21 protein-coding genes and 1 riboswitch are annotated in these 20,667 nt (G+C 70.2%); of the genes, 4 read left to right on the plus strand and 17 right to left on the minus strand.

Features of this window, described 5'->3' with window-relative positions; translation table 11 throughout:
• Positions 1-68 precede the first annotated feature (68 nt).
• A complete protein-coding gene (locus HLB44_RS25965; protein ID WP_246312469.1) occupies positions 69-1,085 on the plus strand; it encodes a GGDEF domain-containing protein in 1,017 nt (338 codons plus the stop codon).
• 4 nt (positions 1,086-1,089) lie between these two features.
• Here HLB44_RS25965 and HLB44_RS25970 read toward each other — a convergent pair whose 3' ends face one another.
• The 17 genes from HLB44_RS25970 to HLB44_RS26050 all read right to left on the minus strand — a co-directional run bounded on the left by HLB44_RS25970 (position 1,090) and on the right by HLB44_RS26050 (position 17,144).
• Positions 1,090-1,551: an EVE domain-containing protein gene (locus HLB44_RS25970; RefSeq protein WP_173130025.1), complete on the minus strand. Its 462-nt coding sequence runs from the start codon at positions 1,549-1,551 to the stop codon at positions 1,090-1,092.
• A 264-nt stretch (positions 1,552-1,815) separates the two neighbouring features.
• Positions 1,816-2,157 (minus strand): cell division protein ZapA, encoded by a 342-nt coding sequence (locus HLB44_RS25975; protein WP_173129523.1) that lies wholly within the window; start codon positions 2,155-2,157, stop codon positions 1,816-1,818.
• The gene (locus HLB44_RS25980) at positions 2,154-2,375 is read right to left on the minus strand and encodes a DUF904 domain-containing protein (RefSeq protein WP_173129526.1); all 222 of its coding nucleotides are present in this window, start codon (positions 2,373-2,375) and stop codon (positions 2,154-2,156) included. Before HLB44_RS25980 ends, HLB44_RS25975 begins: the two co-directional genes overlap by 4 nt.
• 62 nt (positions 2,376-2,437) lie before the next feature.
• Positions 2,438-3,205 (minus strand): adenosylcobinamide-GDP ribazoletransferase, encoded by a 768-nt coding sequence (locus HLB44_RS25985; protein WP_173129529.1) that lies wholly within the window; start codon positions 3,203-3,205, stop codon positions 2,438-2,440.
• Positions 3,205-4,239, minus strand: a complete 1,035-nt coding sequence (cobT, locus tag HLB44_RS25990) for a nicotinate-nucleotide--dimethylbenzimidazole phosphoribosyltransferase (protein ID WP_173129532.1) — start codon at positions 4,237-4,239, stop codon at positions 3,205-3,207. Before cobT ends, HLB44_RS25985 begins: the two co-directional genes overlap by 1 nt.
• Positions 4,236-5,708 carry a cobyric acid synthase gene (locus HLB44_RS25995; RefSeq protein ID WP_173129535.1) on the minus strand — a complete coding sequence of 491 codons (1,473 nt, stop codon included), beginning with the start codon at positions 5,706-5,708 and terminating at the stop codon, positions 4,236-4,238. Before HLB44_RS25995 ends, cobT begins: the two co-directional genes overlap by 4 nt.
• Positions 5,705-6,673, minus strand: coding sequence for an adenosylcobinamide-phosphate synthase CbiB (cbiB, locus tag HLB44_RS26000; protein WP_343051556.1), 969 nt, complete (start codon positions 6,671-6,673; stop codon positions 5,705-5,707). Before cbiB ends, HLB44_RS25995 begins: the two co-directional genes overlap by 4 nt.
• Positions 6,674-6,677: 4 nt before the next feature.
• Entirely contained in the window at positions 6,678-7,523 is an 846-nt protein-coding gene (locus tag HLB44_RS26005) for an ABC transporter ATP-binding protein (RefSeq protein WP_246312470.1), read from the minus strand.
• Entirely contained in the window at positions 7,520-8,503 is a 984-nt protein-coding gene (locus HLB44_RS26010; RefSeq protein WP_173129538.1) for a FecCD family ABC transporter permease, read from the minus strand. The genes HLB44_RS26005 and HLB44_RS26010 overlap by 4 nt, the downstream gene beginning before the upstream one ends.
• A 145-nt stretch (positions 8,504-8,648) precedes the next feature.
• Positions 8,649-9,482, minus strand: a complete 834-nt coding sequence (locus tag HLB44_RS26015) for an ABC transporter substrate-binding protein (protein WP_173129541.1) — start codon at positions 9,480-9,482, stop codon at positions 8,649-8,651.
• Positions 9,482-10,039 carry a bifunctional adenosylcobinamide kinase/adenosylcobinamide-phosphate guanylyltransferase gene (locus tag HLB44_RS26020; protein WP_173129544.1) on the minus strand — a complete coding sequence of 186 codons (558 nt, stop codon included), beginning with the start codon at positions 10,037-10,039 and terminating at the stop codon, positions 9,482-9,484. The genes HLB44_RS26015 and HLB44_RS26020 overlap by 1 nt, the downstream gene beginning before the upstream one ends.
• Positions 10,040-10,059: 20 nt before the next feature.
• On the minus strand, positions 10,060-11,907 hold the full coding sequence (locus tag HLB44_RS26025) for a TonB-dependent receptor domain-containing protein (RefSeq protein ID WP_173129547.1): 1,848 nt from the start codon (positions 11,905-11,907) through the stop codon (positions 10,060-10,062).
• 129 nt (positions 11,908-12,036) lie between these two features.
• Positions 12,037-12,275: riboswitch (cobalamin riboswitch) on the minus strand.
• A gap of 21 nt (positions 12,276-12,296) precedes the next feature.
• On the minus strand, positions 12,297-12,941 hold the full coding sequence (gene nth, locus HLB44_RS26030; RefSeq protein WP_173129549.1) for an endonuclease III: 645 nt from the start codon (positions 12,939-12,941) through the stop codon (positions 12,297-12,299).
• A complete protein-coding gene (locus HLB44_RS26035; RefSeq protein ID WP_246312471.1) occupies positions 12,938-13,879 on the minus strand; it encodes a DMT family transporter in 942 nt (313 codons plus the stop codon). Before HLB44_RS26035 ends, nth begins: the two co-directional genes overlap by 4 nt.
• Entirely contained in the window at positions 13,876-14,487 is a 612-nt protein-coding gene (gene rsxB, locus HLB44_RS26040) for an electron transport complex subunit RsxB (RefSeq protein WP_173129552.1), read from the minus strand. Before rsxB ends, HLB44_RS26035 begins: the two co-directional genes overlap by 4 nt.
• 22 nt (positions 14,488-14,509) lie before the next feature.
• The gene (locus tag HLB44_RS26045; protein WP_173129555.1) at positions 14,510-15,805 is read right to left on the minus strand and encodes a polyhydroxyalkanoate depolymerase; all 1,296 of its coding nucleotides are present in this window, start codon (positions 15,803-15,805) and stop codon (positions 14,510-14,512) included.
• A gap of 142 nt (positions 15,806-15,947) precedes the next feature.
• A complete protein-coding gene (locus HLB44_RS26050) occupies positions 15,948-17,144 on the minus strand; it encodes an amino acid aminotransferase (RefSeq protein ID WP_173129558.1) in 1,197 nt (398 codons plus the stop codon).
• Between the two features lie 155 nt (positions 17,145-17,299).
• Here HLB44_RS26050 and uvrB point away from each other — a divergent pair, with 155 nt between their 5' ends.
• The 3 genes from uvrB to iscR all read left to right on the plus strand — a co-directional run bounded on the left by uvrB (position 17,300) and on the right by iscR (position 20,655).
• On the plus strand, positions 17,300-19,399 hold the full coding sequence (gene uvrB, locus HLB44_RS26055; protein ID WP_173129561.1) for an excinuclease ABC subunit UvrB: 2,100 nt from the start codon (positions 17,300-17,302) through the stop codon (positions 19,397-19,399).
• A 45-nt stretch (positions 19,400-19,444) separates the two neighbouring features.
• The gene (locus HLB44_RS26060) at positions 19,445-19,951 is read left to right on the plus strand and encodes a low molecular weight protein-tyrosine-phosphatase (RefSeq protein WP_343051558.1); all 507 of its coding nucleotides are present in this window, start codon (positions 19,445-19,447) and stop codon (positions 19,949-19,951) included.
• A gap of 170 nt (positions 19,952-20,121) precedes the next feature.
• Positions 20,122-20,655 carry a Fe-S cluster assembly transcriptional regulator IscR gene (gene iscR, locus HLB44_RS26065; protein WP_173129564.1) on the plus strand — a complete coding sequence of 178 codons (534 nt, stop codon included), beginning with the start codon at positions 20,122-20,124 and terminating at the stop codon, positions 20,653-20,655.
• Positions 20,656-20,667: the final 12 nt, after the last annotated feature.

Genomic DNA, 20,667 nt, shown 5'->3' on the forward strand with positions numbered 1-20,667 from the left:
ATCGGGCCAACAAGAGCCGATCCATCGCCTGACGAGTGATTGACACTGCCGCGTTGCCGACCGCCGTGATGAATGCCCTGACAGAACTCGCCGAGGGGCCCGACAGCATGCCCGCCGGCTTCGCGCTGGAAGGCGCGCTCGCCCAGCTGCTCGAAGCCCACGCCACGCAGCAAGGCTGGTTCGTGAGCGTCAAGGACGCTGCCGACGGCCGTTACCTGCAAGTCAATGCCGCGCTGGCCGAGTTTTTCGGCCGCCCGCCGGACGAGATCGTCGGACGCAGCGATGCCGAGTTGCTGGAACCGGCCCTGGCCACGCTGCTGCGCAGTGCCGACCAGACGGCGTTGGCCCATGGCGCCGCGCTGACCGGCGAGCACCGCTTCGACTGGCGCGGCGAGCGCCGCGAGTGGGCGGTGCTGCGGCTGGCGGTGCATGCCGGCGGCCGGCGCGTGTTGTGCACGCTGTGGCAAGACCAGTCGGCGCAACGCCAGCGCGAATCGCAGCTGAAGGCGGCCATCGAGCAGCTCGAGCAACAGCAGAAAGCAAATGTCGCGTTGCGCCGCGAGCTCGGCGACCACGGCCTGCGCGACCAGGCCACCGGCCTGTCGACCAGCGCGCATTTCGAGGACCAGATGCGCCGCGAGCTCGACCTGTCGACGCGCGAGCACCGCGAGTTCGCGCTGGTCTACATGGAGCTCGATGCGCCGAGCGCGAAGGTCGCGGCCTTCGGCGAGCGCGCGCAGGAGCGCATTCACGAGGCGATGGGCCGGCTGCTGCGCGGCAACACCCGCGCGATGGACGCGTCCTGCCGCATCGACGAGCGCCGTTTTGCGGTGCTGCTGTCCGGCGTCGGCCTGGCGACCGCGCACTCACGCATGGAAGGCCTGCGCCGCCAGTGCGCGACGCAGATCGTTGCGCTCGACGGCCAGGAGCTGGGCTTCACCGTCTCGGTGGGCGTCGCCAGTTATCCGCACACCGCGCAGACGCAGGAGGGCGTGGTGAGCGCCTGCGAGGCGGCGTTGACGCAGGCGCGTCAGCGGGGCGGCAATGCGGTGACGCTGGCCAGCATCCGCTTCGGCGGGAACTGAGCGTTCAGTCCAGTAGCGCGCAGACCGCCTGCCATTCGGCCGGCGTTACCGGCGTGATCGACAAGCGGTTGCCCGGCTGCAGCACGCGCATCGTCGAGAGCGTGGGCAGCGTGCGCATCTCGCGCAGCGACAGCAGCCGCGTCTTGCGCCGCAGCTTGACGTCGACGTGCAGCCAGCGCGGCGCATCCGGCTTCGACTTCGGGTCGTGGTACTTGCTCGCCGGGTCGAACTGCGACGCGTCGGGGTAGGCCGTGCTGGCGACTTCAGCGAGCCCGGCGATGCCCGGTTCGGCGCAGGACGAGTGATAGAACAGCACGCCGTCGCCGAGCGCCATCGCATCGCGCATGAAATTGCGCGCCTGGTAGTTGCGCACGCCGGTCCAGGGCACCGTCTGGCGTGAGGCGCGCGCGAGATCGTCGATCGAGACCTCGTCGGGCTCGCTCTTCATCAGCCAGAAGCCGGGCATCGGAAACGGGAGGGGGCAGGCGGGGGTGTAGCGGGGGGTGTCCGGCATGCCCTACAAGCCGCATTCCTGAACCCTGGTGTTCCAAGTTCAGGTGGGCGAGGTCAGCGAGGCTTCGGGTTCATCTGACGCGAGACGATCGCACCAGCTTCGCGATGTTCCAAGCCCTTGCTCAATGAGCATCGGTTCAGAGAAATTAGAAACCTGCAGAGCACACCGGACGGGGCCATTCTAATCACGTCAGCGCCGGGTGGAACACTCAATCCATCACAGCAGCAGGCCATCATCGCCCAGCGCGAGATCGATGCGGTGGATCAGCGCATCGATGTCGGTCGAGCCGGCCACGGCCGCGGCATCGCTGCCGTTGTGGCCGTTGCTGCGCACGGGCGCCGCGGGGGCGGGCACACGCGTCTGTTCGGCGCGCTGGTAGGCCAGGTTCAGCGCCGCCAGCACGGCCATGCGCTCGCGCGCCTTGACCTTGCCGGCATCGCGGATCGCGCTCATCTCGCGGTCGACGATGTTGATCGCTTCGAGCAGCAGCGCCTCGCCGCCGGGCGGGCAGGCCAGCACGTAGCTCTGGCCGAGGATGGTGGCTTCGATCTGCTTCATGCCTTGCCGCCGCCGACGGTTGCCGAGCGCTCGGCCGGGATGCGGTCGAGCAGCGCATCGATGCGCGCGCGCGCCGCGGCGAGGCGGGCGCGCAGGCTGTCGCGTTCGCTGCTCACGCTTTGCAGCTCTTGCTCGAGCAGCGCGTTGGTGCGCTTGAGCTCCTCGTGGCGCAGCACCAGCCGTTCGACCCGTTCGGCGAGTTCATCGAGCTTCGACATGGGCTGACAGCGCCTTTCGAGTGAAGTCGGCTGAAAAGTGAGCGATTGTAGGCATCGATGAGTCAGAGCACGGCCGCGAGTCCGAGCAACAGGGCGACTTCGCAGCACTGCTGCGTCGCGCCGAGGGTGTCGCCGGTGAAGCCGCCGAGGCGACGCTTCAACCAGCGGGCGAGCCAGGCCAGCATCAGCGCTGCCAGCACGATGGCCAACGCCAGCGAGGGCCAGCCGAGGGTCGGCCCGGCCGCGGCGCCGAGCAGCACGACGCTGCCGAGCGCGATCGTGAGCTCGACCGCGGTGGCCCGCTGTGCCAGGGGCTTGGCCTTGGCCTGCGCGGCATCGCCGGCGTAGGGCAGCGCAACGAGCAACACGACCGCGGCGGCGCGCGAGGCCGCATGCGTGAAGACCATCGCCAGCGCCGCGCGCAGCGGCGCGTGCTGCGCCAGCGCCAGCAGCAGCGCGGCCTTCAAGCCCAGCGTCACCACCAGCCCGAGCACGCCATAGCTGCCGAGCCGCGAGTCCTTCATGATCTCCAGCGCCCGCTCGCGGCTCACCGCGCCGCCGAGCCCGTCGCAGGTGTCGGCCAGGCCGTCCTCGTGGAAGCCGCCGGTCAGCCACACCGTCGCGGCGATCGACAGGCCGACGGCCACCGGCAGCGGCCACCAGTGGGCGGCGATCACGAAGACCGCGGCACCGAAGGCACCGACCAGCGCGCCGACCAGGGGGAAGTAGCGTGCGCAGCGGTTCAATTCCGTCGGCTCGAAGGCCTCGACGTGCACGGGCAGACGCGTCAGAAACTGCAGCGCGAGCGCGAGGCGCCGCCATTCGTTCATCACGAACTGCGGCTGACGCCGGCACTGTCGAAGCTGGCCATCTCGCAGACGATGCGGCAGGCCGAGTCGAGCAGCGGCCAGGCCAGCGCGGCGCCGGAGCCTTCGCCGAGGCGCAGGCCGAGGTCGAGCAGCGGCTGCGCACCGAAGTGGTCGAGCAGCAGCCGATGACCGGGCTCGGTCGAACAGTGCGCGAAGACGCAGCGCTGCAGCACCGCCGGCGCGAGCTGCGCGGCGACCAGCAGCGCAGCGCTGCAGATGAAGCCGTCGATGACGATCACGCGCCGCTCGGCGGCGGCCTGCAGCATCGCGCCGACGAGCGCAGCGATCTCCAGGCCACCGAGGCGCGCCAGCACGTCGAGCGGGGTGCGCGCCGCGCCGTGCTGCTCGAGCGCATCGCTCAACACCGCGCGCTTGTGCTGCAAGCCGGCGTCGTCGAGTCCGGTGCCGCGGCCGAGGCAGGCGGCCAGCGGTGCCTGCAGCAGCCGCGCCGTCAGCAACGACGCGGCCGAGGTGTTGCCGATGCCCATCTCGCCCGGCAACAGCACGTTGCCCGGGCGCTCGGCGACGACGCGGCGACCCGCATCGATGGCCTGCGCGCATTGCGCGGGCGTCATCGCCGGTCCGCGGGTCGCGTCGGCCGTGCCTTCCGCGACCTTGGCGTCGACGAAGCCGGCGCGCGGCGCGAACGCATGGCGCACGCCGACATCGACGACGGACAGCGCGAGCCCATGCTGCCGTGCCAACACGCTCACCGCAGCGCCGCCGGCGAGGAAGTTCTCGACCATCTGCCAGGTCACGTCGCTCGGATAGGCGGACACGCCGCGCGCGGCCAGGCCATGGTCCGCGGCGAAGACGATCAACTGCGGATCGCGCAGCCGCGGCGCTTCGGTGCCGAGGATCATCCCGAGCCGATGGCCGAGTGTCTCGAGCCGGCCGAGCGCGCCCAGCGGCTTGGTCTTCTGGTCGATGATCTGGTGCAGTCGCGCGTCGAGTGCGACATCGTGAAGGTCGGCAATCGTCGGCAAGGTGCTCATCGGGGTTCGATCAGGCGCCGCAGGGCGCCGGGTTGGAAGTGCTGGTCGATGAAGTCGGCGAGGCCGTCGAAGACCGCATCGAGCGGCCGCGGGGTTTCACCGAACAGGGTTTCGAGCAGCGCCGGTGCTTCGAACAGGCCATGCAAGTAGGCTCCCAGCACGTTGCCGCGCTGCCAGCCGATCGGCTCGCCGTGCGCGTTGCGCAACGCGATCTGCACCGGGGCGTCGGGCTGTGCAGCCGTGCGGCCGTGGCGGATCTCGTAGCCGCCTGCTGCCAGCCCGGACCACGGGCGCCACGCGCCATCGAGGCTGTCGAAGCAGGCCTCGCTGCGGGCCAGCAGCTTGTCGGCGGCGAAACGCGTTTCGAGCGGCAGCAGGCCGAGGCCGGTGGCCGAGCCGCCGTCGACGCCGTGCGGATCGTGCAGCGACACCCCCAGCATCTGCAGCCCGCCGCAGACGCCGAGCAGCGGTGCCCCGCGTGCGGCGTGCGCGGCGATCGGCGCCGCGAGGCCGTGCTCGCGCAACCAGGCGAGGTCGGCCACGGTGTGCTTCGAGCCCGGCAGGATGATCAGATCGGCGCTGTCCAGGTCCTGCGGCCGGCGCGCCCAGATCAGCTGCACGCCGCGCAGCTGGCGCAGCGGCTGGAATTCATCGAGGTTGCTGATGCGCGGATAGGCGACGATCGCGATGCGGTGCGCCACCGGTCCCGCTGCGCAGATCCGTGAGACGGTCTCGACCGCCACACCATCCTCCTCCGGCAGCCCGTGCTCGCGCCACATCGGCAGCACCGCGAGCGTGGGCACGCCGGTCAAGGCTTCGAGCTGTGCCGGCCCGGGCGCCAGCAGCGCCGGATCGCCGCGAAAGCGGTTCAGCACGAAGCCACGCAGCTGGCCGCGTACATCGTCGGGTAGCAACCGGTGCGTGCCGTAGAGGTGCGCGAAGGCGCCGCCGCGGTCGATGTCGGCGACCAGCAGCGCCGTGGCGGTCGACGCGCGCGCAGCGCCGAGGTTGACGTAGTCGCTGGCCTGCAGGTTGATCTCGGCCGGCGAGCCGGCGCCTTCGATGATCACGATGTCGTTCTCGTCCTGCAGCGTGCGCAAGGCGTCGAGCGCCAGGGGCGCCAGCAGCGCGCTGCGGCGATGCCAGGGCACGTCGGCCAGGTCGGCGCGCACGCGGCCGAGCACGATGACCTGGCTGGCGGTGTCACGCTCGGGCTTCAGCAGCACCGGGTTCATGCGCACGTCGGGATCGCGCCGCGCAGCCAGCGCCTGAAAGTACTGTGCGCTGCCGATTTCCGCGCCCATGCCGTCCGGCCCTGGCACGACGCGCGCGTTGTTGCTCATGTTCTGCGCCTTGAACGGCGCCACCTTCAGTCCCTGGCGCGCATACCAGCGGCACAGCGCGGTCGCGAGCCAGCTCTTGCCGGCGTGGCTGGTGGTGCCGAGCACCATCACGGCACGGGCGGTCATGTCGCGACCCGCCAGCGCAGCAGCGCCGCCAGCGCCATCAGCAGCGGCACCACCAGCGCCAGCGCCCGCCGCGATGCGGCGATGGCGGCGGCGATGTCGCCGGCGTGCGGTGGCCTGCCCGCGTCATTCAGCTGATAGACGAACGGCTTGCGCAAGCGCAGCCCGAGCCGCAGCGCAATCGCGGCCATCGGCCAGCCGCTGTTCGGCGAGGGCGTGCGCGCGGCCTGGCGGCGCAGCCTGCGCCAGGCGCGCGGCCGCGGCAGCAGCGCCAGCGCGGTCAAGCGCGCCGGCAGCCACGACAGCAGGTCGTCGGCGCGCGCGGCGGTCTTGCCCATCCACTCGCGCTGGTCGCGGTAGCCCCACATCGCGTCGGCGGTGTTTGCCAGCCGGTACAGCGCGGCGCCGGGCAGCCCGGCGATCACGAAGCACAGCAGCGGCGCGATCACCGAATCGTTGAGGTTCTCGGCCAGTGTCTCGATCGCCGACTCGCGCACCAGGTCCGGATCGAGCGTCGCGGTGTTGCGGCTGACCAGGCGAGAGAGCTGCCGGCGGCCATCGTCGAGGCCGCTGGCGAGGGCGGCGTCGACGGCGCGCACTTCGTCGGCCAGCATGCGCCAGGCGAGCAGCGGCTTCAGCAGCACGCCGAGCACCAGCGCCGCGGCGGCCCAGCCCGCCAGGCCCGACCCCGGACGCAGCAGGCGCCAGACCACCGCTTCGAGCACCCAGGCAAGCAGCGTGATCAGCAGTGCGGCGACAGCCCAAGCCAGCGTGCCGCACAGCCAGCCGCGGCGCGGCGGCTGCCGTTCGAGCCAGGCCTGCGGCCAGGCGAGCAGCGCGCCCATCCATGCCACCGGATGCCAGCGCGTGCGCGGTTCGCCGAACAGGCGGTCGATCAGCATCGCGATGCCGATCGCCGCCGCGGGCAGCAGCGCCAGGGGCGGCGCGTGCAGGTCGGAAAGCCGCACGCTTTCAGTGCCCGCCGAGCCGCGGCAGCGCCGCCCACAGCGTACCGCCGTCGCCGGTCGGCACGCGTTGAATCTGCAGCGCGTGGTCGAAGACCTCGCTGAGCGCATCACGCACCGACGCCGCCTCGGCCGGCCCCTGCGCGACGAGGCGGCCGCGCGCGAGCACGACCAGCCAGTCGGCCGCCAGCGCCAGCGTCAGCTCGTGCAGCACCGAGACCACCGCGGCGCCGGCGGCGGCTTCTTCGCGCATCAGCCGCACCAGCGCGGCCTGGTGCGGCGGATCGAGGTGCGTCGTCGGCTCGTCGAGCAGGAGGATGGGCGCGCGTACCGCCAGTGCGCGCGCGAGCAGCACGCGCTGGCGCTCGCCGCCGGACAAGGTGGCGAGGCGCCGGCCGGCGAAGGCCTCGCATTCGCAGCGTTGCATCGCGCGTTGCACCTCGGCTTCGTCGTCGGCGTCGGGCTGCCCGAGCAGCCCATGCCGCGGCAGGCGGCCGAGCCGCACGATGTCGATCGCCGACAGCTCCGACGGCGCTTCGCCCTGCTGCGCGAGCCAAGCGAGGCAGCGCGCGCGCTCGCGTGCCGGCAGCGACATCACGGGGCGTCCGTGCAGCAGGCGCTCACCGGTCGCCGGCAGCAGGCCGGCGAGGGCGCGCAGCAAGGTCGACTTGCCGGCGCCGTTCGGTCCGACGATCGCGGTCCAGCGCGCCGGCGCGATGTCCAGCGAGACATCGTGCAGAACCGATGCAGCGCCGAGCCGCACGCCGAGGCTGCGGGCCGACAGCGCGGCGGAGCCGGGCGCATCCGTTGCACGCGGGGCCCGCAACATCGAGGCGTCGAGCGCGTCGTTCATCCGCGCCGGCGCTGCCGCAACAGCAACATCAGGTAGCCACCCCCCAGCACGGCGGTCAGCACACCGACCGGCAGCTCCTGCGGCGCAATCAGCGTGCGCGCCGCGAGGTCCGCCGCCAGCAGCAGCACGCCACCGAGCGCCGCCGAGGCCGGCACCAGCAGCGCATGGCGCGCCGCAACGCTGCGTCGTGCCAGGTGCGGCGCGGCCAGGCCGACGAAGCCGACCATGCCGGCCTGCGCCACCGCGACCGCGGTGGCCAGCGCCATCGTCGCGACCAGCGCGAGCCGGATGCCGCCGACGCCGACGCCGAGGCTTGCGGCGGTTTCATCGCCGAGCGTCAGCGCATCGAGCGCACGCGCGGTCGGCCAGGCGGCGGCGAGCGTCAACAGCAGGCCGGCCGCCAGCAGCGTGCAGGCCGGCCAGCCGAGGTAGCCGGTGCTGCCGAGCAGGAAGGCCTGCTTGCCGCGCAGCGCTTCGGGCGCGGCCAGCGTCGCCAGATCGCTCAGCGCGCCGAGCAGGAAACCGACGACGATGCCGGCCAGCAGCAGCGTCGTCGGCTGCACCGCGCCGCGGGCCAGCGTCAGGGTCAGCGTGACGCCGGCGAGCGCGCCGGCGAAGGCAGCGGCGACGAGGCCGAAACGCGCCAGCTGCCCGGCAGTCACCGGGCTCAGCACGCTCCCGGCCAGCGCACTGGCCGCCAGCACCAGCACGACGGCCAGCGTGGCCCCCGGTGCCGCGCCGAGCAGGAAGGGTTCGGCCAGCGGATTGCGGAACAGCCCCTGCGCCAGCGCGCCGCCCAGGCCGAGCAGCGCACCCACGAGCCACGCGCCCAAGGTGCGCGGCGCGCGGATCTGCCACAGCACGAGGTCCGACATCGCATCCGGCGGCAGCGACCAGCCTTCGCTGCCGGCGGCCAGCCCGGCGAGCAGCAGCAGCGCGGTCAGCGCGCCCAGCAGTGCGGCCGTGCGCAGCGGTGTCATGACGACCCCTCGTCCGGTGAGTACACCGGCCGATCCCCCGGGGGGGTGAGCGCGGACGTGATTCGTCCAGTGGACGAATCACGCCAGCGAACGGCCGGCTTGGGAGCGGCCCGGCGCTCGGCCCGCAATGCCGCGATCGGCTGCTTCATGGTTTGGCGGGCAGCCGCTGCAGGCAATCGGCAAGCAGCTCGGCCGCTTCGCCGAGCCGCGGGCCGGGGCGGATCAGCAGCTCGTAGCGGGCGTGCGGAAAGCCGCAGTGGCGGCCCTGGCGCAGTGCGGGCAGGCTTTGCCAGCCGGGGCGCTGCGGCATCGTGGCGAGGTCGCGGTCGACGGCCATCAAGATATCGGGCGAATGACGCGGCACCCACTCGGGGTTCAGCCGCGGAAACGGGCCCAGCGCGGCCGGCACCGCGTTGGCCAGCCCCAGGCGCGCCAGCGTCTCGCCGATGAACGACGCGGCGCCGGCGGCATACCCGGAGCTGTCGATCTCGAAGTAGACGCGCTGCCCGCGCACGGCCGGCGGCACGCGTGCGGCGGCGGCATCGATGCGCGCCTGGATGCGCTGCCACAGCGGCTCGGCACGGCCCGGCAGCTGGAGCAGGCGTTCGAGCTCGTGCAGTGAATGCCGCACGTCCTCGTGCGTCTCGGAGCGCAGCACCCGCACGTCGAGGCCGAGCGCCTGCAGCCGGTCGATCACCCGCGCCGACGGCGCCGCGAGCACGAGATCCGGCTTCAGCGCGACGATGCGTTCGATCTGCGCATCGTCCAGGCCGCCGAGCCTGGGCAACTGGAGCACGGCGTCCGGCCAGTTCGAATAGCGGTCGATGCCGACCAGGCGCTCGCAGGCGCCGAGCGCGCAGACGCTTTCGGTCAGCGAGGGCAACAGCGAGACGATGCGCTGCGGCCCGGCGGCGAGAGACCAGGGCGCCGCCGACGCGAGCAGCGCAACCAGGATGAGGCGCAGCAGCTGGGCAAGCATCAGGCATTCTCCCGCGGCAGCGCGAGCGCACGGCCGGCGACCATCAGCGTGACCCGCTCGCAGGCGCGGCCGAGGCGCTGGTGCAGCGTGCCGAGCGCGTCGACGCAGCGCCGCGCTTCGGGCGACAGCGGCGACAGCCCGAGGCCGATCTCGTTGGACACCAGCACGACCGGACCGGTGCTGCTCGCCAGCGCGGCGACCAGGTCGTCCACCGTGCCGTCCCAGGCCGCCTCGTCGAGCGACGGCCCGTGCAGCGGCATCAGCAGGTTGGTGGCCCACAGCGTCAGGCAATCGACGAGTAGCAGCCGCTGTGGTGCGGCCTGCGCGCGCAGCGTCGCGCCGAGTGCGCGCGGCTCTTCGAGCGTGCGCAAGGCCGGGACACGCGCGGCGCGTTCTATCTGATGACGCGCAATGCGAGCGGCCATCTCGGCGTCGCCGGCGAGCGCGGTGGCGATCAGCAGCGCGTCGTGGCCGGGCGTGGCCAGCCACGCGGCGGCGCGGATCTCGGCGGCGCGCGACTTGCCGCTCTTCTGGCCACCGAGGATCAGCTCGTGCATCGCGCGGCGCCTTCGCTCGCTCAGCGGCCCGGCCAGTCCCAGCGCACGCCGATCCAGGCCTGGCGGCCGAGCGCCTGGTAGTCGCGCACCGGCTCGATGTCGCGGTCGGTCGCGTTCAGCAGCTTGGCTTCGAGCTGCCATTGCGGCGCCAAGCGCCAGCGCGCGCGCAGGTCGATCGTCGTGTACTGCGCGAGCACCTTGCCGCCGTCGGGCCGTGCGCCGACGTTCAGCGCGGCAACACCGACCAGCCAGGCGCCGGCGTCGTGATCGAGCGAGACGCTGGCCTGGTGCGCGGCGCGGCGCTGCAGGCGCTGGCCGGTGTCGGCATCCTTGGCGTCGACGAAATCGAGCGCCGCGCGGCCCTGCCATGCGCCGAACTGCGCGCCGCCGGCGAGGCTCAGGCCCTGCAGCCTCGCGCGGCCGATGTTCGCGGCGCAGCCGAAGTTGAACGCCGGGTCGTTCGGGCAACGGCTGCGGTCCGGCTCGTAGGCGACCATGTCGCGCGTGCGGTTGCGGTAGGCGGTCGCCGAAAAATCGGCGCCGGTCCAGCGGCCATCGATGCCGAGTTCGATGCTCTTCGAGCGCTCGGGTCGGATCGTCGGCACGCCGTAGCCGGGGTAGAAGAGGTCGTTGAAGCTCGGTGCCTTGAACGACTGGCCGGCGAGCGCACGCACGCGCCAGCCGGCGCCGACGGCGATCGAGGCGCCGAGGCGGCCGGTGTCCACCTCGCCGTAGACCGAGTTGTCGTCGTGGCGCAGGTCGGCCTGCAGGTTCAGGCCGTTGAAGCTGCCGGCATAGGCCAGCACGAGCGCATCGTTGTCGCGCTTGGGTTCGCCGTTGAAACCGGTGGCCAGCGCCTCTTCGCGCAGGGCTTCATAGGCCAGCGTCACGCGCTGCTCGGCCGCCATGCGCCAGGTGGCCTGGGCATCGAGCTGGCGGCGCTGCGTGCGGAAGCGATCGATCTGGCGGCCGCCGGTGTGCGAATCGCCTTGCTGCGTCGCGATGCGCACGAGCGACGACCAGTCAGGGGTCCAGGTGGCGTTCCAGGCGAGAGCGGCGACTTGGGTTTCGAGGCGGTTGCGGAAATCGGGTGTCGCATCCGGTGCGTAGGTCGGCGGCAGGAACTCGCTGGCGTCGTACTGCGTATTCAGGCGCGTTTCGAGCAGCGTGGCGTCGATGCGCTGGCCCTTCGCCGGCTGCCACCCAAGGCGCGCTTGGGCCGTGCTGCGGCGGAACCCGTCGACATCGGGGTTGTGGTTGCCGAAGCGGTCGTTCGGCCGCAGCGTCGACACGCCTTCGAGCCGCTCGTGCGAGACGCCGCCGGCGATGTCGAAGCTGCCGAAGGCCGCGCCGGCATGCAGCGAGCCTTCACGCGCGCCATAACCGCCCGCGGCGAGGCGCACCGACGCATGCGGCGCGCTGTCGCCGCGGCGCGTGAAGATCTGCACGACGCCGCCGGCGCCGTCCGCGCCGTAGAGGCTGGAGGCCGGCCCGCGCAGCACCTCGATGCGCTCGATCGACGCGAGGCTCAGCGCCTCGAGCTCGGCATAACCGAGCGTCGCCGAGCCGATGCGCACGCCGTCGACCAGCACCAGCGTATTGCCCGAGCCGGCACCGCGGATGAAGATGCTGGCGTTGGCGCCGGGTCCGCCGTTGCGCGAGACCTGCACGCCGGCTTCGCGGCGCAGCAGGTCCTCGACCGAGTCGGCGGTCGAGCGGTTGATGCGCTCGGCGTCGATGATCACGACGTCGGCGGCGATCTTGCTGGCGGGCAGCGGCTCGCGCGCGCCGATCACGACGATCGGTTCGCTGCGGGCTGGATTCTGTGCGGCGGCGGGCAGCGCGGCGCAAGCGGCGGCCAGCGCCAAGGCGTGCAAACGGGTGCGCGACGCGGCAGGTCGGCGCTTCGAAGGGCAATGGATCATGAGTACTGCGCGAGCGGTGGACGTGCTGGCCTGCGACCCCGCAGGCTGGCACCTTACGGCGCGCCGCGAATGCAGCGCGCCACCTCGTTGGCCGGTATCCGGGCTGGCGGAGACGGCCCCTGTGCCCTTCCCAGACGCATCACGCGCCCAGTGGGATTCGACAGGAGCTGAAGGGAGTTCCCTCGTCCGCTTACCGTTGCGGGGGCAGCTCAGGTTGAGGTTCGGCCGGTCGGCCTGGCCTGTCCTGATTCCCGTTGAACTGCGCCGTCCGAGAAACGGGCGGCGCGAGCACCAACGGCGCGCATCATACCGGTCGATACTTCGGTCGAGGCTCAGGCCCGCGGCGTGGCGCCGAGGCGGAAGTAGTCGCACCAGCGGCTGACGGCGCAGGCGCTGCAGCGCGGCGTGCGCGCGACGCAGACATAGCGACCGTGCAGGATCAGCCAGTGGTGCGCCTCGACGCGGTACGGCTCGGGCACGCGTTCCTCGAGGCGCAGCTCGACGTCCAGCGGGTTCCTGCCCGGCGCCAGGCCGGTGCGGTTGCTAACCCGGAAAATGTGCGTGTCGACGGCCATCGTCGGCTCGCCGAAGGCCACGTTCAGCACCACGTTGGCGGTCTTGCGGCCGACGCCCGGCAGCGCTTCGAGCGCCGCGCGGCTGCGCGGCACCCGGCCGCCGTGCTGGTCGACCAGGATGCGGCACGTGGCGAGGAGGTGCTTGGCCTTGTTGCGGTACAGGCCGATCGTGCGGATGTACTCGCTGACGCCTTCGACGCCGAGCGCGAGCAGCTTCTGCGGCGTGTTGGCGACCGGGAACAGCCGCCGCGTCGCCTTGTTGACGCCGACGTCGGTGGCCTGCGCCGACAACAGCACCGCGGCGAGCAGCTCGAAGACGCTGGTGTATTCGAGCTCGCTGGCCGGCTGCGGGTTGGCGGCGGCCAGCGTCGCAAAGAAGGGTTCGATGTCTTCAATTTTCATCGGCGGAAGTGGTGTTGCAGCAGCGGTTGGACCTGGATCGCGACGATGCACAGCAGGATCAGCCCGGCGCCGGCGAAGCCGCTGGCACTCAGGCGGTCGCCCATGAAGAGCGCACCGAAGGCGGCGGCGAAGACAGTTTCGGACGACAGGATGATCGCCGCGTCGGCCGGATGCGCGTGGCGCTGGCCGACCACCTGCAGCGTGAAGCCGATGCCGACCGAGACGATGCCGGTGTAGAGGATCGCGCCGGCGGCGGTGCGCAGGCCTTCGGCGCTGACCGGCTCGGTCAGCAGGCCGAGCACGCCGCTGAGCAATGCGCAGACGGCGAACTGCCCGCAGGCCAGCGTGTACGCGCCGCGCAGCCGGTTCGCGACGCGGCCGACCAGCAGCACGTGGAAGGCCCAGGGCAGCGTGCTGGCGAGCACCCACAGGTCGCCGGTGGACAGGCCCGCGATCGAGGCGCCGGTCATCAACCAGGTGCCGGCGAGGCAGCCGAGCGACGCTGGCCACACGCTCCAGTGCGGCCCTTGGCGCAGCAGCACCCAGGCGAGCAGCGGCACCAGCGGAACGTACAGCGCAGTCAGGAAGCCGGCGTTGGTGACGCTGGTGCTGACGAGGCCGATCTGCTGCAGCACGACGCCGATGCACAGCAGCAGCCCGAGCAGCACGATCCAGGCGAAGTCGCGCCGGCCTGGGCGATGGCCGTGGCGGCGCAGCTGCTGCTGTTCACGCAGAGCCAGCGGCAGCACGACCAGCGCGCCAAGCACGAAACGCACGCCGGTGAAAGTCAGCGGCCCGACGCCGGCCATGCCGAGCGCCTGGCCGACGAAGGCCGAGCCCCAGATCAACGCGGCGAGCAGCAGCAGGCCACCTGATTGCAGGCGCGACAGCGGCGCCGGGCCGGTGGCGAGCGGCCCGGTGGGCAGCGCGGAGCTCATCGGTCGGCGCCGCCGTTGCCGTGATGGCCGCTGCGCCGGTCGGCCGCCTTGGCGGCGAGGCGCTCATCGTTCTCGCGCCGCTCGCGCTCGACACGCAGCTGGTGGAACGCATAACGCTCGCGCGCGGTCTCGGCTTGCTGCGGCGACCAGGCGTCCCACCCGCTGCGCTCGACGCTGACCGGCTCCATCGCGATGCAATCGACCGGACAAACTGGCACGCACAGCTCGCAGCCGGTGCACAGCGCATCAACCACCGTGTGCATCAGTTTCGGCGCGCCGATGATGCAGTCGACCGGGCAGGCCTTGATGCACAGCGTGCAGCCGATGCACCAGGCTTCGTCGATCAGCGCCAGCTTCAGCGGGCCTTCTTCGCCGTGTTCGGGGTCCAGCGGCAGCAGGGCCTGGCCGGTGATGCGAGCCAGGCGCTCGATGCCCTCGGCGCCGCCGGGGGGACAGCGGTTGATCGGGGCGTCGCCGGCGGCGATCGCTTCGGCGTAGTGCCGGCAATCGGGGTAGCCGCAGCGCGTGCATTGCGTCTGCGGCAGCGCAGCGTCGATGTCTTCGACGAGCGCGCTGACAGGGGAGCGAAGGGCGGCGGTGGGGCTCACCGCCGGATTATCGGCGGCGCTTTCAGCCGCGGCGGCCGCTGCGCTTGCGTTCCGACGGCACGGGCTCGAGCACTTCCGGCTCGTTGTAGCGCTCGATGAAGGCCTTGATTTCCGGGTAGACCTTCTCGCGCCAGCGGCGGCCTGAGAAGATGCCGTAGTGGCCGGCGCCTTCGACGTCGTAATGGAACTGGCGCGACTTCGGGATGCCGGTGCACAGCTCGTGCGCGGCCTTGGTCTGGCCGGCGCCGGAGATGTCGTCGAGCTCGCCTTCGACGGTCATCAGCGCGCTGGTCGTGATGTCCTGCGGCCGCACCAGCGTGCCTTGCACGTCCCAGGTGCCGTTGACCAGCGCGAAGTCCTGGAACACGGTCTTGATCGTGTCGAGGTAGTACTCGGCCGGCATGTCGAGCACGGCGTTGTACTCGTCATAGAACTCGCGATGCGAGTCGGCGCTGTCGTCGTCGCCGCGCACCAGGTCGAGGAAGTAGTCGTAGTGCGATGACAGGTGGCGGTCCGGGTTCATCGCGACGAAGCCGGTGTGCTGCAGGAAGCCCGGATAGACGCGGCGACCGGCGCCGGGGAAGTTCGTCGGCACGCGATAGATCACGTTGTTCTCGAACCACTCGAAGCTCTTGTTCATCGCCAGGTTGTTCACCGCGGTCGGCGAGCGGCGGGCATCGATCGGGCCGCCCATCATCGTCAGCGTGCGCGGCGTGAACTCGCCCTTGGTGGCCAGCAGCGACACCGCGGCCAGCACCGGCACGGTCGGCTGGCACACCGAAATCACGTTGCACTCGGGACCGATGTGGCGGATGAACTCCTGCACATAGGCGATGTAGTCGTCGAGGTGGAACGGGCCGTCCTCGACCGGCACGTTGCGCGCATCGGTCCAGTCGGTGATGTACACCTTGTGGTCGTGCAGCAGCATCTTGACGGTGTCGCGCAGCAGCGTCGAGTGGTGACCCGACAGCGGCGCGACGACCAGCACCGTCGGCTGGGACTTCATCTTCTCGAGCACCGGCGCGTCGTCGGTGAAACGCTTGAAGCGCAGCAGCCGGCAGAACGGCTTGGTGATCGTCACCTGCTCCTGCACGGCGACTTCGACGCCATCGACCGTGGCACCGCGGATGTCGAATTCCGGTTTCTCGTATTCCTTGGCCAGCCGGTGCATCAGATCGAAGCCGGCCGACACGCGCTGGGCCAACGGCGTGTGCGTGAAGGGCGACAACGGATGGTTGTAGAGCTTCGACGAGGCGCTGGCGAACTCGGCAAACGGCGCCATCAGAGCGCGTTGGGTTTCATACCACTGGTACAGCATGTCGAAGCGACTCCGGTCTGGTCAGATTTGCTGCAGCGCAGCATGGAGGATAGTACCCCGAACATGGTGAGGCCGCTCGAGCAATGGCGATTACGGAAAAACACGTAACTTTGAACCCCTGATCGAGCGGCGCGTGGCGGCCTCAGAGCACCTTGGCGATCGACGCGGCGACGTAGTCGATGTTGCGGGTGTTCAGCGCGGCGACGCAGATACGGCCCGAATCGACACCGTAGACGCCGAATTCGCTGCGCAAACGCTGCATTTGCTCAGTCGAAAGCCCGGAGTAGCTGAACATGCCGACCTGCGACCGGATGAAGCTGAAGTCCTGCTGGACGCCCGCTGCGGCCAGCTTGTCGATCAGCAGCGTGCGCATCTGCTTGATGCGCTGGCGCATCCCGGCGAGCTCTTCTTCCCACATCTTGCGCAACGCGGGCGTCTCGAGCACCGTGGCGACCACCTGCGCGCCATGCGTGGGCGGGTTCGAGTAGTTGGTGCGGATCACGATCTTCAGCTGCGACAGCACCTTGGCCGCCTCGTCCTTGCTCGTGCAGACGACGCTCAGCGCGCCGACCCGCTCGCCGTAGAGCGAGAAACTCTTCGAGAACGAGGTCGAGACGAAGAAGTCCATGCCCGAGGCGACGAACTGCTGGATCACCGCGCCGTCTTCGGCGATGCCTTCGCCGAAGCCCTGGTAGGCCATGTCGAGGAAGGGAATCAGCGCGCGCGCCTTCAGAACTTCGACAACGCGGGTCCACTGTGCCGGGGTGATCTCGTAGCCGGTGGGGTTGTGGCAGCAGGCATGCAGCACGACGATCGTGCCGGCAGGCGCGGCCTGCAGCGCGCCGAGCATGTCGTCGAAGCGCACGCCGCGCTTTTCGGCGTCGTAGTACGGGTAGCTCTCGACCGGGAAGCCGGCGCTGGTGAACAGCGCGCGGTGGTTTTCCCAGCTCGGATCGCTGATCAGCACCTTGGCGGTCGGGCGCAGCTTCTTCAGGAAGTCGGCGCCGATCTTCAGCCCGCCGGTGCCGCCGAGGGCCTGCACCGTCGCGACGCGGCCGGCCTTCAGAATCTCGCTGTCGGCGCCGAACACCAGGCCTTGCACCGCCTTGTCGTAGGCCGCGATGCCGTCGATCGGCAGGTAGCCGCGCGGCTTGTGCGCATCGACCAATTGGTGCTCGGCCGCCTGCACGCAATTGAGCAGCGGCAGCTTGCCGTTGTCGTCGAAGTAGACCCCGACGCCGAGGTTCACCTTGGCCGGGTTCGGGTCGGCATTGAATTGCTCGTTCAGGCCCAGGATCGGGTCGCGCGGGGCCATGTCGACGGCGGCAAACAGCGTCATCTCGAGATCATCCTGTCAGAAGGGTGGCAGCAGCCGGCGGGGGGTGAAGGGGGGAGGGCTGCAGGCCCCGTGGTTGCTGCGCTACGCTGTCAGACCGACCAGGGCAGCCCAGGAACAACCCCGAAGGCGCCTCATTTTAGTTCAGGGATTACCCGATGACCGAACTCGTTGCCGTCGACACCGCGGCCCCGCTGCAAGGCGAATTCGTGAGCTTTCCGGATTCGCCGTTCCAGCTTTTCCAGCCGTATCCGCCAGCGGGCGACCAGCCGACGGCGATCGATCAGCTGGTCGAGGGCGTCAACGACGGCCTGACCTATCAGACGCTGCTCGGCGTCACCGGCTCCGGCAAGACCTTCACGATGGCCAACGTCATTGCACGGATGGGGCGGCCGGCGATCGTCTTCGCGCCGAACAAGACGCTGGCCGCGCAGCTGTACAGCGAGTTCCGCGAGTTCTTCCCGAAGAACGCGGTCGAGTATTTCGTCAGTTATTACGACTACTACCAGCCCGAAGCCTACGTGCCGCAGCGCGATCTCTTCATCGAGAAGGACTCGTCGATCAACGAGCACATCGAGCAGATGCGGCTGTCGGCGACGAAGAGCGTGCTGGAGCGGCGCGACACGGTGATCGTGGCCACCGTCAGCGCGATCTACGGCATCGGCAAGCCCGAGGACTACAGCGAGATGCGCTTCATCGTGCGCAGCGGCGACAAGATCGGCCAGCGCGACGTCATCGCGCAGCTGATCCGCATGCAGTACTCGCGCAACGAGGCCGACTTCTCGCGCGGTACCTTCCGCGTGCGCGGCGACACGATCGACGTCTTCCCGGCCGAGCACTCCGAGCTGGCGATCCGGATCGAGCTCTTCGACGACGAGATCGAGACCCTGTCGCTGCTGGACCCGCTGACGGGCCGCATCCGCCAGAAGGTGCCGCGCTTCGTGATCTACCCGTCGAGCCACTACGTGACGCCGCGCGACCGCGTGGTGGCGGCAATCGAGACCATCAAGGCCGAGCTGCGCGAGCGGCTGGCCGAGCTGGTCGGCGCCGGCAAGCTGGTCGAGGCCCAGCGGCTGGAGCAGCGCACGCGCTTCGACCTCGAGATGATGCAGGAGGTCGGCCACTGCAAGGGCATCGAGAACTACACGCGGCACCTGTCGGGCGCGAAGCCCGGTGACCCGCCGCCGACGCTGGTCGACTACCTGCCGAAGGACGCGATCATGTTCCTCGACGAGAGCCACGTGCTGATCGGGCAGTTGGGCGGCATGTTCAATGGCGACCGCGCCCGCAAGACGGTGCTGGTCGAATACGGCTTCCGGCTGCCGAGCGCGCTCGACAACCGGCCGCTGCAGTTCGCCGAGTTCGAGACCAAGGTGCGCCAGGCGGTGTTCGTCTCGGCGACGCCGGCGGCCTACGAGCAGCAGCATGCGGGCCAGGTCGTCGAACAACTGGTGCGGCCGACCGGCCTGGTCGACCCGATCGTCGAAGTGCGGCCGGCGGCGACGCAGGTCGACGACGTGCTGCAGGAGATCCGCGACCGCGTCGAGGTGCGCGAGCGGGTGCTGATCACCACGCTGACCAAGCGCATGGCCGAACAGCTCACCGACTACCTGACCGACAACGGCGTCAGGGTGCGCTACCTGCACTCGGACATCGATACCGTCGAGCGCGTCGAGATCATTCGCGACCTGCGGCTCGGCGTGTTCGACGTGCTGGTCGGCATCAACCTGCTGCGCGAGGGCCTGGACATCCCGGAGGTCTCATTGGTCGCGATCCTCGACGCCGACAAGGAAGGCTTCCTGCGCGCCGAGCGCAGCCTGATCCAGACCATCGGCCGTGCGGCGCGCAACATCAACGGCCGCGCGATCCTCTATGCCGACAAGATGACCGACTCGATGCGCAAGGCGCTCGGCGAGACCGAGCGGCGGCGCAACAAGCAGATCGAGCACAACACGGCGATGGGCATCGTGCCGCGCAGCGTCAGCAAGCAGGTGCGCGAGATGATCGACGGCATCGTCAGCGCGCAGGACGACAAGTCCAAGCTGAAGGGCTTCGTCGAGGCGGCGGCCGGTGACGTGCTGTCCGAGAAGGACCTGGCCAAGCGCATCAAGCAGCTCGAGAAGCAGATGCTCGAGCATGCGAAGAACCTGGAGTTCGAGAAGGCGGCGCGGGTGCGCGACCAGCTCGCCGCGCTGCGCGAGCAGGCCTTCGGTGCGGGCGGTGCACACGACGCGAGCGCGCTGCCACCGGTGCGTTGATCCCGCAGGGATCGCCAGCGGGGCCTTGGGCTATGCTGCCGGTCCGTGCTGTTCTTCCGCCGCCGTCCCTTGCCCGAGCTCAACATCCTGATGGTTTGCCTCGGGAACATCTGCCGCTCGCCGACCGCGGAGGCGGTGCTGCGCACGAAGCTCGCGCGGGCGGGCCTCGACACCCGGATCGTGGTGGCTTCGGCCGGGACGCACGGCGAGCGCGGTGGCGCGCCGGACGCGCGGGCCGTGGCGGCGGGGGCCAAGCGCGGTTACGACTTGTCGGGCATTCGATCGCGCCGCCTGGCGGTCGACGATTTCGAGCGTCACGACTGGGTGCTGGCGATGGACCATGACAACCTCGGTCACCTCGAGAAGATGTGTCCGCCGGAGCTGCAAGAGCGTGTGGGCCTGCTGCTGCAGCACGCGCCCGGGCTCGGATTGCACGAGGTGCCGGATCCGTACTACGGCGGGCCGGCCGGCTTCGACCGCGTGCTCGACCTGATCGAGCCGGCCTGCGACGGGCTGATCCTGACGCTGCGCAAGCGCCTGGGAACTTCCTGAGGCAATCTCGACCGAATTAGTCGGCTTCAGATATACTTGACTACGGCAGTCGGATAAAGGCTGCCATTCGGGTAAACCCGTCGGCATCAAACACCGGCCTGACAGCCGCCAACCACAACGGTCGTCAAGCTGCGGCGTCTTGCCGCAGGGCACACTCAGGAGAAACCCCCATGCGTCTGACCACCAAAGGCCGCTTCGCCGTGACTGCGATGATCGATCTGGCCCTTCGCTCGAACAACGGGCCAGTCGCGCTCGCGGCGATCAGCCAGCGGCAACAGATCTCGCTGTCCTACCTCGAACAACTCTTCGGCAAGCTGCGTCGGCACGAGCTCGTCGAAAGCACCCGCGGCCCCGGCGGTGGCTACTCGCTGGGCCGCAAGGCCGAGGAGATCACCGTCGCCGACATCATCGTCGCCGTCGACGAACCCATCGATGCCACCGGTTGCGCCGGCAAGGAAAATTGCATGGGTGACGATGCCGGCCGCTGCATGACCCACGACCTGTGGGCCAGCCTGAATCAGAAAATGATCGAGTACCTCGATTCGATCTCGCTGAAGAAGCTTGTCGACGACCAGCTCGCCAAGGGCGTGTCGATCGAGGAAGCGCCGATCAAGCGCGCGATCTCCACCGTGCCGGTCGTCAAGCCGATCAAGGTGACGGCGCCGAATTCGGTGTTCGCACTCGGCAGCGCCATGTCGAAGTGATTCCCTGCAGAC

This window comes from Pseudaquabacterium terrae (assembly GCF_013266755.1).
Taxonomy (GTDB): Bacteria; Pseudomonadota; Gammaproteobacteria; order Burkholderiales; family Burkholderiaceae_C; genus Pseudaquabacterium; species Pseudaquabacterium terrae.

Excerpts from the sequence above, each read along its gene's own strand:
- HLB44_RS26010 (WP_173129538.1), bottom strand. The coding sequence starts at position 8,503 with ATGACACCGCTGCGCACGGCCGCACTGCTGGGCGCGCTGACCGCGCTG.
- HLB44_RS26015 (WP_173129541.1), bottom strand. The coding sequence starts at position 9,482 with ATGCTTGCCCAGCTGCTGCGCCTCATCCTGGTTGCGCTGCTCGCGTCG.
- uvrB (WP_173129561.1), top strand. The coding sequence starts at position 17,300 with ATGACCGAACTCGTTGCCGTCGACACCGCGGCCCCGCTGCAAGGCGAA.
- HLB44_RS25965 (WP_246312469.1), top strand. The coding sequence starts at position 69 with ATGAATGCCCTGACAGAACTCGCCGAGGGGCCCGACAGCATGCCCGCC.
- HLB44_RS26005 (WP_246312470.1), bottom strand. The coding sequence starts at position 7,523 with ATGAACGACGCGCTCGACGCCTCGATGTTGCGGGCCCCGCGTGCAACG.
- HLB44_RS25985 (WP_173129529.1), bottom strand. The coding sequence starts at position 3,205 with ATGAACGAATGGCGGCGCCTCGCGCTCGCGCTGCAGTTTCTGACGCGT.
- HLB44_RS26045 (WP_173129555.1), bottom strand. The coding sequence starts at position 15,805 with ATGCTGTACCAGTGGTATGAAACCCAACGCGCTCTGATGGCGCCGTTT.
- HLB44_RS25980 (WP_173129526.1), bottom strand. The coding sequence starts at position 2,375 with ATGTCGAAGCTCGATGAACTCGCCGAACGGGTCGAACGGCTGGTGCTG.
- HLB44_RS26020 (WP_173129544.1), bottom strand. The coding sequence starts at position 10,039 with ATGCACGAGCTGATCCTCGGTGGCCAGAAGAGCGGCAAGTCGCGCGCC.
- HLB44_RS25970 (WP_173130025.1), bottom strand. The coding sequence starts at position 1,551 with ATGCCCGGCTTCTGGCTGATGAAGAGCGAGCCCGACGAGGTCTCGATC.
- HLB44_RS26035 (WP_246312471.1), bottom strand. The coding sequence starts at position 13,879 with ATGAGCTCCGCGCTGCCCACCGGGCCGCTCGCCACCGGCCCGGCGCCG.
- HLB44_RS25975 (WP_173129523.1), bottom strand. The coding sequence starts at position 2,157 with ATGAAGCAGATCGAAGCCACCATCCTCGGCCAGAGCTACGTGCTGGCC.
- nth (WP_173129549.1), bottom strand. The coding sequence starts at position 12,941 with ATGAAAATTGAAGACATCGAACCCTTCTTTGCGACGCTGGCCGCCGCC.
- HLB44_RS25995 (WP_173129535.1), bottom strand. The coding sequence starts at position 5,708 with ATGACCGCCCGTGCCGTGATGGTGCTCGGCACCACCAGCCACGCCGGC.
- cobT (WP_173129532.1), bottom strand. The coding sequence starts at position 4,239 with ATGAGCACCTTGCCGACGATTGCCGACCTTCACGATGTCGCACTCGAC.
- HLB44_RS26050 (WP_173129558.1), bottom strand. The coding sequence starts at position 17,144 with ATGACGCTGTTTGCCGCCGTCGACATGGCCCCGCGCGACCCGATCCTG.
- iscR (WP_173129564.1), top strand. The coding sequence starts at position 20,122 with ATGCGTCTGACCACCAAAGGCCGCTTCGCCGTGACTGCGATGATCGAT.